Genomic DNA, 13,409 nt, shown 5'->3' on the forward strand with positions numbered 1-13,409 from the left:
TCGGCGTGCTGCCGTCAGCCGGCCGTGACCTGGCTTGCCATCGTGCGGGCCCGGTCGACGATCAGCGCGTGCGCGAGCGTGTCGCCGTGGCTGGTGACGCGACGCGCGCGAATCGCCGCGACGAACGCCGTCAAGGCGTTCCGGCACTGGTCGTCGGGGGCCAGCGGGTGGCGCTCCCGGGCGCCACCTCGCTCGACCGTCACGACCGGGCAGTGTGCGGGCGGAGTGGTGAAGACATGCTCCACCCGGATCGAACCGCTGCTGCCGATCACCTCGAGCTGCGAGACGTAGCCGTGGGCCAGGCCGAAGGACAGGTGCGCCGTCACGCCGTCCGCGCGGTGCAGCAGGATGCCGCCGCCGAGGTCCACCCCGGTCCGGGAGTCCTGCCGGAGGGCCGCGCCGGCAACGGTCAGCTCCCGTCCGAGCGTCAGGAGAGCGGCCCGCAGCGGGTAGCCCGCCGTGTCGAGCAGCGCCCCGCCGCCGAGCTCGGGGCGCAGCCGGATGTCCCCCTCGGGCCGGGGCGGGATGGCGAACGTCGCGGTGAACAACTGCGGATCGCCGATCGTGCCCTCGGCCAGTAGCGTGCGGATCGCGGTGTGCTGACTGTGCCAGGGGAACATGTAATTCTCCTGGAGCACCAGTCCGTGGCGGGCCGCGAGGTCGACGAGCTCGGCGGTCTCGGCGTGGCTGGTGGTCAACGGCTTCTCGGCCAGGACGTGCTTGCCGCTGAGCAGCGCCCGCCGGATCCAGGTGGCGTGCAGGGCGGCAGGCAGCGGCAGATAGACGGCAGCCACGTCGTCGCGATCGAGTAGGTGCTGATATCCATGCACCGGCTCACCGCCGTAGCGCCGCGCGACGTCCGCGGCCTTGACCGGGTCGCGGCTCGCGACGGCGGTGAGCCGGGCCCCGGCGATACCCGCCAACGTCGGCAGAATCCGTCGCGTCGCGATGTCAGCGCAGCCGAGCAGCCCCACACCCACCGTGCGGAGGTCGTCGTTCCGGGCGGTTCCGGTGCTCGGCTCGGCGGGCTCAGGCATCGACTGTCCCCTTTCCTGCTGGTGGCCCGGCCAGCATGGACACGTGACCTAGAGACCCGCTTGAAGCCCGCCGGGGACGCCCGCGCCAAGTCCTTGACCTCAGGTTCACTTGAGGTTCGATAATTCCGGATACTGACGGCAGCGCTGAGGAAAGGCACGAGCCCCATGGACATCGGCGTAGGACTTCCCGGCCATGTACGAGACCTCGACGGACGCACGTTGATCGAGTGGGCGACGCGAACGGAGGCCGCGGGGTTCTCCGCTCTGAGCGTCAGCGATCGGTTGAACTGGTCCTCCCCCGAACCGCTGGTGACACTGGCCGCCGCGGCCGGTGCCACCCAGCGGATCAAGCTGATCAGCACCATTCTGGTGGCGCCGCTACGCGCCAACCACGCACTGCTCGCCAAGTCCGCGGCCACCGTGGACCGGCTGGCCGGGCCGCGGCGGCTCCATCTCGGCCTGGCACCCGGCGGCCGCGAAGAGGACTTCACACTGAGCAAGCTGGACTTCCGGCAGCGCGGGCGGCAACTGGATGAGCTGCTGGCCGACCTGCATACCTTCTGGCAGCCGGACAGCGAGGTCGGTCCATCCCCGGCCACCCCTGGCGGTCCGGCTCTGCTCTTCGGCGGTATGTCGGAAGCGACCCTGCGCCGCATCACCACCTACGGAGGCGGCTGGGTCATCGGCGACTGCACCGTGGAGGAGTTCCAGGGCTTCGTCCCCAAGGTCCAACAGGCGTGGGCTGCCGGAGGACACACCGGGTCGCCGAAACTGGTCGCGTCACTGATGTTCGCACTCGGCCCCGACGCGAGGCAGGCCGCCGCGGACGCCATCGGGCCGTACTACGCCTTCATCGGCGACGAATGGGCGCAGTACTCCATCGACGCCGCGCTCACCACCCGCGACGACATCGTCACCGCGGTCGAGCAGTTCGAGAAGGCGGGCTGCGACCAGCTTCTGTTCATGGGCAACAGCGCTGATCCCGATCAGGTGGACCTCCTCGCCGAGGCTGTCCGCGGCGCAGCGGGCGCACGTCGTGAGGCCACGGCGACCATTTGACGAGGTGGTCGGAAAGCCGCTCCAGTGAGACGCGACGACGATCTACGACATTGGGCTCCACCTACTTACTGGGAGGGCCCGCATGCGCATACTCTTCACCGTCTCGTCGTGGGCGACGCATTACGCCGCGATGGTCCCCGTCGGCTAGTACGGCAGCCGTAGTTTTGTGATCACTTGATCTGGATGAGCTGGTGGTGGGTGGCCGGGTGGGCCTGGCCGCGCGTCGGTGTCGGGGCGTGGAACGGCCACCACCCTGCTGATCTCGACTGACTTTCGAGGCACAGTCGCTACGATGGGGCCACCTCGCCGGCGTCACCGCGACGCGGTGGACCACAAAGACATCCCAGGAGCGCTAAATGTCAAGCAGCGCATTGTTGGCGATGGGTCCAGGCGGTGTCCTCGTTGTAGGGGGTGCCGGTTTTGAGGCATCCGTGGAGGATGCCGACCAGACGGTTGGCCAGCTGCCTGAGAGCGGCGTTGTGGGTGGCGCCGCGGGCGCGTTGCCGGTTTTCGCCGGGGTTGGCGCCTTGGCCAGCAACTCCAGGGCGTCGGTCGCGTCCAGGTCTTCGAACGCGGCCAGCGCGGCGGGGAAGTAGTCGCGCAGCGCGTGCCGCAGCCGCTGGACGTGGCGGGTGCGATCCCAGCTCAGCGACTTGTGCGCCCGCGGCGTCGCTCTTGGCGCCGGAGACTCCCAGCCGGTCCCGGAACCGGGCGGCCTGCAGGGGATTGACCGCCAGCACCGTGTATCCGGCCGCGACCAGTGCCGTGACCCCCCCGCCGTCGTCCATCACCTCCACGTCGTGGTGGTCCTGAGCCCAGTCGTCGCCGACGAACAGTCGCAACGTTCCTCCGTCCACACGCTCGAACACCGGGTGCAGCCAACCGGAGAACCATCAGCGACCTAATCACGCAGTGCTCACACCAGCACAAAGCCGGTGGGCACGACATCCCAGCAGCGATCAATCCTCCGGGCCAACCGACTAGGGCACGGTCTTTCTTCAGGACTCCACGTCCAGGAACACAGAGTGCTCACCCGCCAGCGGCTACCACCAGGAGTCTGCCGGACGGCAACTCCCCGAACTGATTGGGAGCAACGTGATCAGAACCCGTAAGTGGGTCCGCGCACTGGCCGCACTGGCCGCACTGGCCGCGCTGGCCGCCGGTGCCGCCATCACCGGCGCCGCTACCCCTGCCACCGCCGCGGACACGCCGGCCCAGGCGGCGGTTACCACCGCCAGCACCGTCCCGTACGTCTGCCAGACCAGGATTACGGGCACGTGGACACCGGTGCTCGACTACAGCCGAGGGTTCAGCGTCACCGCGCCCAACCAGGCCGCGCCGGGGTCGAAGGTGCGGATCTCGTTCAACCCGGATCCGATCGTGGCCGACGCACGGTTCAACAAGGAGATCCGCCTAGTGCCGGTGACCTACCGGCTGCCAGCCGGCGCGCAGTTGCTCGACTACAGCCTCTCCGAGGGAAGCGGCCTCGGTTCCTCTCGTCAGGTGGTGTCGCCGTTGGGTGACGAGATCCAGGTGCTCGCAAGCGGCCCGTTCCACGGGGGGACCGCGTTCGACCTGCCGACGCTGACGGTGACCCTCAAGGCGCCACAGTCGGGCGTGCTGACGACCGGCCCGGGTGGTGACAGTTTCCTCGACCCGGGCTTCGGCTGGTGGCGCGAGCAGACCACCTCGCTGCAGTGGGATCCCTTCCAGTGCTATCCCGACCCGGCCCAGCCGACGGTGTTCTCCACGACCACGATCAGCTGACAGCAGCTTCGACCCATTTCCGGAGAAGTGTGTACGCTCGCCTATCGGCGTACCCACTTCTCCGTTCGTGTTGTGCGTCGACCCGCGCCGTTGATCGCCGACCCACGAGGTTGACACTTCGATGACCCGCGACGAGGACGTCTCCATTCCCATTGGTCGTAAGGAGCTGTCGATCGGCGAAATGGCGCAACGCATCGGCGTCTCGGTGTCCACACTGCACTTCTACGAGTCCAAGGGCCTGATCAGCGCGCGGCGGACCGCCGGCAACCAGCGCCGGTACGACCGGGAGATACTGCGTCGTATCGCCTTCGTACGCGCCGCGCAACGGTTCGGTATCCCGCTCAACGAGATCGTCGAGGTGCTGCGGCAACTGCCCGAAGGGCGCACCCCGACACGGCAGGACTGGGCGGTGCTGTCCGAGAACTGGCGGTCCGAGATTGATCGCCGGATGGAGGACCTCCGGCGGCTACGCGAGAACATCACCGACTGCATCGGGTGCGGCTGCCTGTCCATCGCCCGGTGCGCTCTGGTCAATCCCGAGGATGAGTACGGCCGGCGGGGTCCCGGAGCGCACCGGCTGCTGCGCGGAGACACGGATCCGTCCTGACCCCACCGTTCCGGGCGCCGTCGGACGACGGAGAACCGCCGGGCCGAGGGTGCGGCGGTTTCGTCATTGCCGTGCGGATCCTCGGGGCAACGTCAGGGTCAGGCCGACCGCAATCGCCATGATCAGTGCGGCGATCAAGAAGATGGTGTTGATGCCGCTGGTGAACCCGTCGAGCAGCGGGCGGGCGATACGCTCGTCGATAGTGCCGAGGAACGATGTGTCCTTCAGGTCGCGGCCGGCGGTTCCGTCCCGCAGTTGCTCCAGCGTCGTCCGCGTGACCGGATCGCCCAGCACGGCGGGATCGGAGGCGGCGGCCTGGAAGCCGGGATCAGATCGCTGGGCCCCGTACGCGTCGGCGATCCTGCCCGGCACCAGGGCGAACAGAAGGGAGAACAGGATTGCCACCCCCACCGCACCGCCCATCTGACGGGAGAAGTTGTAGAGGCCACTGGCCACACCCAGGTTCTCCGGCGGGACGCTGTTCTGCATCGCGATGAGCACGACCTGCATGAATATTCCCAGGCCGAGACCCATCAGCACGACGACCGCACCGACGATCCACAGGGACGTGTCGTTGTCGACGAAGGCGATGGTCAGGTAGCTGACCATCATGGTGGCCAGTCCCGCAGCGAGTAGTTCCCGGTACCGGCCGGTGCGCTCGATCAGTGGGCCGCAGAGGCGTGCGCCGACGGTTGTCGCCAATGACTGGGGCAGCAGCATCAGGCCGGCGGCGGTGGGAGACATCCCCTTGCCGATCTGTAGGTAGAGCGGCAAGAACGTGAGGCCGGTGAACACCCCCACCCCGCCGAGGAAGTTGACGGTGTTGACCAGGCGGAAGACCCCGACCCGGAACAGCTTCGGCGGGAGCAGCGCGTCATCGCCTCGCCGGCGCTCCACGGCCACGAAGAGCACGAGCGCGACAACACCGACGGCGTATGCCACGATGGCGCGGGGCGACGCCCATCCCCAGTCCCGGCCGCGCTCGATGATCAGCAGCATCGGCACGATTCCCGTGACGAGCAGCAGGGAGCCGGCGTAGTCGATGCGCCGCGATCGGCGCGGTGTGGCAGGCGACCGGAAGAGTGTGCCGACCAGCACCAGCGCCACCAGCCCGATCGGCAGGTTCAACAGAAAAATCCACCGCCACCCCGCCAGACCGAACAACGAGTCCAGGCCGGCGAAGAAGCCACCGACGACCGGGCCCGAGACGCTGGCGACGCCGAAGACGACGCCGAGGTTGGCTTGGTACCGGGCGCGTTGCTCGCGCGGCAGGAGGTCGGCGAACACCGCGAGGGCGAGCGACATGAGGCCGCCCGCGCCGAGTCCCTGCACGCCGCGGTAGAGAGCCAGCTGGTACATGGACTGGGCGATGCCGCACAGGAGCGAACCGACGAGGAAGAGGGAGATCGCGACGAGGTACAGCCGCTTGCGTCCGAAGATGTCGGACAGCTTGCCGTACAGCGGGGTCGAAATGGTGGAGGTGATGAGGTAGGCCGTGGTCGCCCACGCCTGGAAGGTGATGCCGTTCAACTGGTCGGCTATGGTGCGCAGCGCTGATGCCATGATCATGCTGTCAAGCGCCGACAGGAAGACGCCGATCAGCAGCCCCGAGATGATGCTCAGGATCGTCCGCCGACTCAGTGGCGCGACGCTCACGGTCTCGACCTGTCCCACCATCGCGTGTTCAGCCCCTTCCATGACGCGCGGAGGGCGGGCGGGATCCGCCGGCCGGCACTGGGGCGGAGGTGTCCGGCAGCGCGCGTTCGGTGACCTTCCTGAGCTCGAAGAATCCCACCCGGATGTCGGTCAGGGCGCCACCATCGTCGTGCAGGCGCTGTCCCAGGGCGGTGTAGAGCGGCCCCACCACGTGCTCGCCGTGAGCTTCCGCGGCCGCCGCGAGCACCCGTACCGGCCCCCGCGCCAGTTCCTGCAGCTCGTCGGGGGCGACTCCGGGCGCGGTGTGGAGCAGCCCCAGGCTCAGCGGGTGCCACAGTACGGTGACCGGCCGGTGCCGTTGCCTCTCCACCATCCAGCGTGAGGTGATCCACGAATAGGGGCACAGCGGATCGAACCAGAAGTCGACGTGATCCATGACCGCCAGCGTGCAACCTCCAGCGCGCTTGAGGTCAAGCCGGCGTGCCCCACCTGGTGGCGTTGTCGGCCGACCTTCGAGCGGCGGTCGAGCGCACCGTCCCATCCTCGGCCCCGGCGTCGTTTCGTGGCGGGACATCGCGCCACAGACCAATCCTCCGGAGGTAACCGTGCACAAGCCAGTGGGCTCCGCACCGCCGGGAACGGCAGCGCGATGAAGGGCATCATCCTGGCCGGGGGGAACGCCACCCGGTTGCGGCCCGTCACCGCGGTGACCTCGAAACAACTTCTTCCCGTGTACGACAAGCCGATGATCTACTACCCGCTGTCCGTCCTCATGCTGTCCGGGATCCGGGAGATCCTGGTGATCACCACGGGCGAGGACCAACCTCAGTTCCGCCGGCTTCTCGGGGACGGCTCCGACCTGGGCCTGCGTCTGACTTACGCCGTGCAGACGCGCCCGCGTGGCCTGGCCGATGCCTTCCTGCTCGGCGCCGACCACATCGGGGACCACAGCGTGGCGCTGATTCTCGGCGACAACGTCTTCCACGGCTCGTCGTTCATCCAGAACCTCCGGGCCGCGACTGAGCGGGTGGGCGGGTGCCGGCTGTTCGGCTATCCGGTCAGCGACCCGCACCGGTACGGAATCGCCGAGGTCGACGCGGAGGGCCGACTCCTGTCGCTAGCGGAGAAGCCCACCGCGACGCGGTCCAATCTGGCGGTCACCGGTCTGTACCTCTACGACAACGACGTGGTGTCGATCGCTCAACAGGTCCGTCCCTCCCCCCGGGGAGAACTCGAGATCACCGACATCAACCAGGTCTATCTCGACCAGGGCAGGGCGGCGCTGACCGAGCTCGGGCGGGGAACCGCCTGGCTGGACACCGGAACCTTCAGCTCCCTGATGGAAGCCGGCCAGTACATCGAGATCCTTGAGCGGCGGCAGGGCGCTCGGATCGCGTGCATCGAGGAGGTGGCGCTGCGGATGGGATACATCGACGCGGCCGCCTGCCTCCGGCTCGGCAAGACCATGGAGAATTCGGACTATGGCCGCTACGTCATCGAGGTGGCGACTGGGTCCCGGATCCCGGAGCTGGTCCCGTGAGCGACGATCAGCGGCGGGTGCTGGTGACCGGGGGTGCCGGGTTCATCGGTCGAACTATGTCCGCCGGCTGCTCGGCGGTGCGTACCCGGAGCCTTTCCCGGCCGAGGCGCTGGTCCTGGACATGTTCACCTACGCCGGAGACCCCCGCAATCTCGATCCGGTCGGGACGACCCGCGTCTCACGGTCACCGCCGGCGATGTCTGCGACGCGGACCTCGTCACCCGCCAGATGAAGGGGGTGGACTTGGTCGTCCACTTCGCGGCGGAGTCACACGTCGATCGGTCGATCGCGGCATCGGCGGAGTTCGTCCGGACCAACGCACTAGGCACCCACACGCTGCTGGCCGCCGCGCTGTGGCGGATGGGGTGTACGAGCTGGTGCCTGTGACACCGGCCGACGCCTCTCGGGCCGCCATTCTGGTTGAGCGGTATGCGGATCTTCGGCTGGGTACCGCTGACGCCTTCGTCGTCGCGGTCGCCAAAAGGCTGAGGGCAGTGAAATTCGCTACGTTGGACCGGAGGCACTTCAGCGTGGTCCGCCCGGCCCATGTGCCCGCTTTCACCCTGCTGCCGTAGCCACGCGCTGGGGCCAATGACCCGTCTTGTGTCGAGCTTCCGCAGCAGGGAAGGCCCCCTGCGTCGTGATCGATCTGACCCGCAAGCAGCTGACCACCGGTCCGGTTCGTCGTTCTGGCGCTTGCTATGACCCTCGAGAGCGTTCGTCACCAGACTGAGCAGCGGGAGCGTACGCCCCGACACATCCGACTTCTGGCCGGCTGGAAAGGCTCCAGCGGGACCTCATCAGGACGACCGACGTCAGGTTTGGGCTCGCAGGTAGGCGAGGACCGCGAGGACCCGACGATGATCGTCAGCTTCCAGGTGCAGGCCCAGCCGGGTGAAGATGCTGCGCACATGGGAGTCGACCGTCTTCTCCGCGAGTTAAAGCCGCCGGCAGATTCCCTGGTTGGATCGGCCCTCGGCCATCAGGGCAAGGACCTCGCGTTCCCGCCGGCTCAGACTGCCGAGCTCGCGGCGCCGGGCCCGCATCAGCAGATCGACGATCGCGGGGTCGACGACATGGCCGCCCCGGGCGACGCGGCGCACTGCGGCCACGAAACCCATGCTGCTGACCCGCTCCTTGAGCAGGTAGCCCACGGACCGCGGGTTGTCGCCGAACACCGCGTCGAGATAGTCCGACTCCAGGTACTGGGACAGCATGAGCACGGCAGTGTCGGGATGGGTCCGGCGGATCTCGACCGCCGCCTGCAGCCCTTCCGTCGTGCCGGTAGGCGGCATGCGGACGTCGACGACGGCGATGTCCGGCCGAACCGAACCGACCGCTGCCAGCAGGCTGACCGCATCGCCGACCTGCGCCGCCACGCCGAAGCCGTGGTCGCGCAGCAGGACAGCCACCGACGCGCGGATCAGCTCTGCATCGTCGGCGAGCAGCACTCGGATCGGCCTGTCCGGCGGCGTGGGCGGCATCAGGTCTTCATCGGGTGTCAACGTGACGGACGCCGTCGGGTTGCGGGACGCCGTCGGGATGTGGGACGCCGTCGGGATGTGGGACGCCGTCGGGGCCGGGTACGTCGTCATGTCGCGCATCCCATCTGTCGTGGCTCGGATTCCCGACGTGCATGCGGAACGTGGGCGCAGGGGATGACCGCCGCGATGCGGGTGCCGGCGCCAGGTTCGCTGCGGACGGTCAACGTCCCGTCCAGGGCAGCGACGCGATCGCGCAGGCCGAGCAGGCCGGAACCGGCGCCGGAACTGGAACCGGCGCCGCCGACCCCGTCGTCGACAATCTCGACCCGCAGAGCACCGTCGCTGTAACCAGCGGTAATCCACGCGCCGGTCGCCTGGGCGTGCTTCAACGTGTTGGCCAGCGCCTCGGCGATCACGAAGTAGGCCGCTGCCTCCGCCGACGGGTCCAGCCGCCCGAGCACCGGTGGATGCGCGGGACGGAGGTGGACGTCCAACGGGCATCGCTCCGCCAGGCCGCGCAGCGCGGGCAGCAGGCCCGCGTCGGTGAGGACGGCGGGGTGCAGGCCGCGGGCGAGTTCCCGCAGCTCGCTGATCGCCGCGTCGAGCCCGTCGGCGCAGTCGGCGAGATGCTGTGCGGCGCACGGGTCGGCGGTGCCACCGAGGCGCTGCCGTGCCCGCAGCAACGTCAGCGCGACCACCACCAGCTGCTGTTGCGCGCCGTCGTGCAGGTCGCGTTCCAGTTCGCGGCGGGCGGCGTCGGCGGCCGCGACGATCCGCCCGCGTGACGCCCGCACCTCCACCAGCTGGGCGCGCACCTCGGCGGTCAGCCGCTGGTTCTCCAACGCCAGGCCCGCGACCGACGTCACCACGTCCAGTAGGGCGGTGTCCTCCCGCAGTGCGGGGTCGTGCAGCAGCACGGCGACCCGTCGGCCGCCGCGCTCCACCATCCGGGTGCAGCGCTCGGCGTCCGCCGCGGGCAGCGTCATCGGCTGGCCGTCGCCGTCGACGAATGTCCCCGTCTCGGTCTGGGCGTACCCGACCTGCAACGACAGGTCGCCCAACGCCTGGGCCAGCTCGGTGCGCAGCTGCGCGGCGCTGACCGGCTCCCGCAGCCGGACGAGCAGCCTGTCGACCGCGCTGCGCCCCATCCGCAGCCGCAGCACCCCGACGACGAACCCCAGCGGCAACAGCCACAGGGCCACCAGGGAGATCCACATCGACTGTTCCCGCCACGGGTGGCCAGGGCCGAGCAGTCCACCGGCGGCCGTCGCCGCGCCGCCCAGCGCGGTGGCCAGGTAGACCGGCGCCAGCACTCGTCGCAGCGGCCGGCCGGCCCCCGCCCAGTCACGGGCCAGTAGCACCAGCACGGCGACGGCCACCGCGGCGGTGAGCAGGCTTGCGGCCCGGTCGAGCTGCCCGCTGAGCTGCTCGCTGTCGACGGCGAGCAGCAGGTTGCGCCGTGGGATCGGCAGCCCCTCGTTGTTGGTGAACAGTGCCCGGATCGGCGTGAGTCCGAATGCCACGGCGTATGCCGCCGCGGCCAGTCCGCGCCGCGTCCGGGTGGTGAGCCTTCCGGTGGGGAACGCCAGCACCAGGTGGGTCAGGGCCGCACTGGACGCCCGGGGGAACAGCAGGCCGGCGGTGTGCACCCACGGGGTGGTCGACAACTGCAGGTCCTCCGCGGGCAGCGCGACGCCGACGAGCACCATGAGCAGTCCCACGCGGGTTTCCGGCCGGCGCAGATGCGCGACCACGCCGGCGATGAGGAAAAGCATTCCGCCGGCGCCGCTTGCCACCGTGTCAGCCGCCGAATGATAGTGCTGATCGACCTTATGTCAGCGCGGCCGCGGTGAGCGGCAGACCGACACCGGCCGCCAACCACAGCGGCGCGACGCCCCACCACTGCGATTGCCCCCGCGACTGCACCTGCATTCCCGCACATTCACACCGGGCCGGACACGGTGTCAACGGGCCCCGCCCGGTCTGGTGGGTTTGATGGGTCTGGCCGGGAAACGGCCGCGGAACACCGCGTCCGCGCGGACGTTTTTCAGGGCCAGCCCTGATGCCGGGCGGCGTCGCCGCCGGCACGCTGAATCCGCATCCCACCCGTCCTCCGCATCCCGTGTTCCCGGAAGGTGACAGATGGAGCTTTCCCGCAGGCAGGTCCTGACCGCCGCATCCGTGGCGACGGCAGGCGCGTTCGTCGGGCACCCCCAACCATCTGATCAACACCGCTCACGGCAGTGACCTGGCGCATCCACGGGTGCTGCCCTACCGGACCGGCGACGCCCTCGGCCTCGCCTGGGACGGCAGTGGCATGAGCACCAGCCTCACCCTCGCCTGGACGCACTATTACGACCGCACCCGGCGGCTCAACCTCGGCCGGTCGGCCAACGGCGCGACCTTCGACCTGTTCCCCGCGAGCAGTCACACGTGCCTCGGTGGGGTTGCCCTCACCCGGCACGACAACGCCGTCATCGTCGGGTGGGCAGGCGGCGGCGGTCCCGGTGGCGGCGCGCCCGACGGCCGGGTCAACGTCGCCGCCCTGGGCGGACGTCCGGTGACCCTGCCCTGGCGCACCCCGTCGGCGCCCGCCCTGGCGGGCGACCCGGGCATCTCCTGGCCGGACGGAGGGCCACGGCTCTACGTCTGCTGGTGGGACGCCGAAGGCTACATGTACTTCACCTACTGTGGCTATCGCGATTTCGGCGAGTTGCTGGACCGCAGGCGCGTTCAGCGGGTGGAGACCCGCGGGAAAGCCGAACGGAGTTCCCAGAGCCCCGCCCTGGCGTTCAGCGGTGACCGCCTGTATCTGGCCTGGCCAGCCGTCGACCGTTCACGTCACATCAATTTCAAGATTATCGCCGGCGCCGGCGCCGGGCAGAAGATGACCGGATCGGAGACCGCCTCCTCCGCCATCGCCATGCAGTCCCACTACCGAGGGTCGGCGAGGGGGTGGACAGGACGATACGTCTACCGCGGCACCGACCGGATCGGCGGCGTCTACCTGACTGACGCGATGCCCCTGTGATCCACCGGCAGACCAGAACGGGCACGGACGTTGCCGAAGCCGCGGTCGAGGGTGAACACGATCCGACCATCGTCGCTGGCAGCTCGGCGGGCATCTGTGGGGCCGGCTCACCGGCGGGCAGGCCGCGCCGGCGGCCGAGGTGCTTGGCTGGCATCGCTCCGAGGCAACAGAAGGCCGCCCGGCTCAGCGAGGACCGTCCCGAACGGCCTGCCGACGAGCTACGGCACGACGCCGACGCCTACACCGCCGACGCCAGAACCCGGGGCATCGACTACCTGACCTTCCGTCGCCTCGCCGAGGCATTGGACGTCAGCCCCGGCAAGCTGGACCAGCTACGCGCCGAGCTCCGCCAGGACCAGGCCACCGACGAACGCTTCCCCCTCTGGCCAGTCCAAGGCCAACGCCAACGCTGACCGAACGCAGCGGCGGCGTCCAATTATTGTGGCGGCATGGGATTGCTGGGGGATCTGGTCAAGATCGTGTCCGATCTGGTGACGGGCGGCCGCCGCCAGGGTGAGGCACCCTCGCGGGAGGCGGGACGAGAAGGTCGGCGGCGGTCGGCGTCAACACCGAAGGCCCCTTCCCCTGCTTCGTCCTCCTCTTCGCCCTCGGGGGTAGCCGCGCGCCCGCACCCGCCCCGGGAGCGGGCGCGGTCGTCCCGCGCGCAGGCGGAGGTCTCGCCGGGCGAGTCCGGGCCGGCGGCCACCGTGGAGGTCGATCCGGGTCGGATCGGGCCGGTGCGGATGAGCTACGCGCCGCAGTCGGACGGGGCCCCGGATCCCGGCGAGATCGTCTGGACGTGGGTGCCGTTCGAGGAGAACGACGGGCGGGGCAAGGATCGGCCGGTGCTCGTGGTGGCCGTCGAATCCGCGGGCACCTACCTGGCTGTGCAGCTCACCAGCAAGGACCATGACGGCGAGGGTGACTTCGTGCCCGTCGGCGCGGGCGGGTGGGACAGCGAGCACCGACCGTCCTGGGTCAACCTGGACCGGGTGATCCGGGTGCACGAGGGCGGGATGCGCCGAGAGTCGACGGCCCTGCCGCGCGAGCCGTTCGAGCGGGTCACGGACCGGCTGCATCAGCGTTACGGCTGGCGCTAGGCGCTAGGCGCTAGGCGCTAGGCGCTAGGCGCTAGGCGCTGGTCGCTGGGCGGGTTCGGCGCGAGGTCCGCGGCCGTGGTCGCGACCGGCCGCCGCGCGGACCGGTCGAGGCGCAGGGCGGCCCGGAC

The 13,409-nt window shown here is 69.6% G+C and carries 13 protein-coding genes and 3 pseudogenes; 10 read left to right on the top strand and 6 right to left on the bottom strand.

What is annotated here, in order from left to right:
- Positions 1-14: 14 nt before the first annotated feature.
- Positions 15-1,037, bottom strand: coding sequence for a Gfo/Idh/MocA family protein (locus ND748_RS04655; RefSeq protein WP_251744287.1), 1,023 nt, complete (start codon positions 1,035-1,037; stop codon positions 15-17).
- 165 nt (positions 1,038-1,202) lie between these two features.
- Between ND748_RS04655 and ND748_RS04660 the strand changes: the two genes are divergently transcribed.
- Positions 1,203-2,096, top strand: a complete 894-nt coding sequence (locus tag ND748_RS04660; RefSeq protein ID WP_251744289.1) for an LLM class flavin-dependent oxidoreductase — start codon at positions 1,203-1,205, stop codon at positions 2,094-2,096.
- A gap of 499 nt (positions 2,097-2,595) precedes the next feature.
- On the opposite strand, the pseudogene ND748_RS04665 reads toward ND748_RS04660, so the two are convergent.
- Positions 2,596-2,884 (bottom strand): annotated as a pseudogene (locus ND748_RS04665) (IS110 family transposase); the annotation flags it as partial.
- Between the two features lie 307 nt (positions 2,885-3,191).
- On the opposite strand from ND748_RS04665, the gene ND748_RS04670 reads away from it, so the two are divergent.
- Together ND748_RS04670 and soxR are read left to right on the top strand one after the other, a co-directional pair.
- Positions 3,192-3,863: a hypothetical protein gene (locus tag ND748_RS04670; RefSeq protein ID WP_251744291.1), complete on the top strand. Its 672-nt coding sequence runs from the start codon at positions 3,192-3,194 to the stop codon at positions 3,861-3,863.
- 121 nt (positions 3,864-3,984) lie between these two features.
- Positions 3,985-4,470, top strand: a complete 486-nt coding sequence (gene soxR, locus ND748_RS04675; protein WP_251744293.1) for a redox-sensitive transcriptional activator SoxR — start codon at positions 3,985-3,987, stop codon at positions 4,468-4,470.
- Between the two features lie 63 nt (positions 4,471-4,533).
- Here the strand turns inward: soxR and ND748_RS04680 are convergent, their stop codons facing one another.
- Both ND748_RS04680 and ND748_RS04685 read right to left on the bottom strand, forming a co-directional pair.
- Positions 4,534-6,126 carry an MDR family MFS transporter gene (locus tag ND748_RS04680; RefSeq protein ID WP_251744295.1) on the bottom strand — a complete coding sequence of 531 codons (1,593 nt, stop codon included), beginning with the start codon at positions 6,124-6,126 and terminating at the stop codon, positions 4,534-4,536.
- 28 nt (positions 6,127-6,154) lie between these two features.
- Positions 6,155-6,562, bottom strand: a complete 408-nt coding sequence (locus ND748_RS04685) for a DsbA family protein (protein WP_251744296.1) — start codon at positions 6,560-6,562, stop codon at positions 6,155-6,157.
- Between the two features lie 213 nt (positions 6,563-6,775).
- Here ND748_RS04685 and rfbA point away from each other — a divergent pair, with 213 nt between their 5' ends.
- The 3 genes and pseudogenes from rfbA to ND748_RS04700 all read left to right on the top strand — a co-directional run bounded on the left by rfbA (position 6,776) and on the right by ND748_RS04700 (position 8,241).
- Positions 6,776-7,666 (top strand): glucose-1-phosphate thymidylyltransferase RfbA, encoded by an 891-nt coding sequence (gene rfbA, locus ND748_RS04690; protein ID WP_251744298.1) that lies wholly within the window; start codon positions 6,776-6,778, stop codon positions 7,664-7,666.
- A gap of 20 nt (positions 7,667-7,686) precedes the next feature.
- Positions 7,687-8,020 (top strand): annotated as a pseudogene (locus tag ND748_RS34475) (GDP-mannose 4,6-dehydratase); the annotation flags it as partial.
- Between the two features lie 29 nt (positions 8,021-8,049).
- Positions 8,050-8,241: a PIN domain-containing protein gene (locus ND748_RS04700; protein ID WP_251744313.1), complete on the top strand. Its 192-nt coding sequence runs from the start codon at positions 8,050-8,052 to the stop codon at positions 8,239-8,241.
- A 363-nt stretch (positions 8,242-8,604) separates the two neighbouring features.
- On the opposite strand, the gene ND748_RS04705 is transcribed toward ND748_RS04700, so the two are convergent.
- Together ND748_RS04705 and ND748_RS34480 are read right to left on the bottom strand one after the other, a co-directional pair.
- Positions 8,605-9,261, bottom strand: coding sequence for a response regulator transcription factor (locus ND748_RS04705; protein ID WP_308205587.1), 657 nt, complete (start codon positions 9,259-9,261; stop codon positions 8,605-8,607).
- Positions 9,258-10,946, bottom strand: a complete 1,689-nt coding sequence (locus ND748_RS34480) for a histidine kinase (protein ID WP_251744302.1) — start codon at positions 10,944-10,946, stop codon at positions 9,258-9,260. Before ND748_RS34480 ends, ND748_RS04705 begins: the two co-directional genes overlap by 4 nt.
- 346 nt (positions 10,947-11,292) lie before the next feature.
- Between ND748_RS34480 and ND748_RS04715 the strand changes: the two genes are divergently transcribed.
- From ND748_RS04715 to ND748_RS04730, 4 genes and pseudogenes are all read left to right on the top strand, one after another.
- Positions 11,293-11,397: a twin-arginine translocation signal domain-containing protein gene (locus ND748_RS04715; RefSeq protein ID WP_251744304.1), complete on the top strand. Its 105-nt coding sequence runs from the start codon at positions 11,293-11,295 to the stop codon at positions 11,395-11,397.
- A 16-nt stretch (positions 11,398-11,413) separates the two neighbouring features.
- Positions 11,414-12,181, top strand: coding sequence for a hypothetical protein (locus tag ND748_RS04720; protein ID WP_251744305.1), 768 nt, complete (start codon positions 11,414-11,416; stop codon positions 12,179-12,181).
- Between the two features lie 143 nt (positions 12,182-12,324).
- Positions 12,325-12,594: a hypothetical protein gene (locus ND748_RS04725; protein ID WP_251744307.1), complete on the top strand. Its 270-nt coding sequence runs from the start codon at positions 12,325-12,327 to the stop codon at positions 12,592-12,594.
- A 261-nt stretch (positions 12,595-12,855) separates the two neighbouring features.
- Positions 12,856-13,281 (top strand): annotated as a pseudogene (locus ND748_RS04730) (type II toxin-antitoxin system PemK/MazF family toxin); the annotation flags it as partial.
- Positions 13,282-13,409 lie beyond the last annotated feature (128 nt).

The sequence above is a fragment of the Frankia sp. AiPs1 genome (genome assembly GCF_023716945.1).
Lineage (GTDB): Bacteria > Actinomycetota > Actinomycetes > Frankiales > Frankiaceae > Frankia.

Bases quoted from the DNA above. Each gene is read 5' to 3' on its own strand.
- ND748_RS04655 (WP_251744287.1), bottom strand. From the start codon at position 1,037: ATGCCTGAGCCCGCCGAGCCGAGCACCGGAACCGCCCGGAACGACGAC.
- ND748_RS04660 (WP_251744289.1), top strand. From the start codon at position 1,203: ATGGACATCGGCGTAGGACTTCCCGGCCATGTACGAGACCTCGACGGA.
- soxR (WP_251744293.1), top strand. From the start codon at position 3,985: ATGACCCGCGACGAGGACGTCTCCATTCCCATTGGTCGTAAGGAGCTG.
- ND748_RS04685 (WP_251744296.1), bottom strand. From the start codon at position 6,562: ATGGATCACGTCGACTTCTGGTTCGATCCGCTGTGCCCCTATTCGTGG.
- rfbA (WP_251744298.1), top strand. From the start codon at position 6,776: ATGAAGGGCATCATCCTGGCCGGGGGGAACGCCACCCGGTTGCGGCCC.
- ND748_RS04705 (WP_308205587.1), bottom strand. From the start codon at position 9,261: ATGACGACGTACCCGGCCCCGACGGCGTCCCACATCCCGACGGCGTCC.
- ND748_RS04715 (WP_251744304.1), top strand. From the start codon at position 11,293: ATGGAGCTTTCCCGCAGGCAGGTCCTGACCGCCGCATCCGTGGCGACG.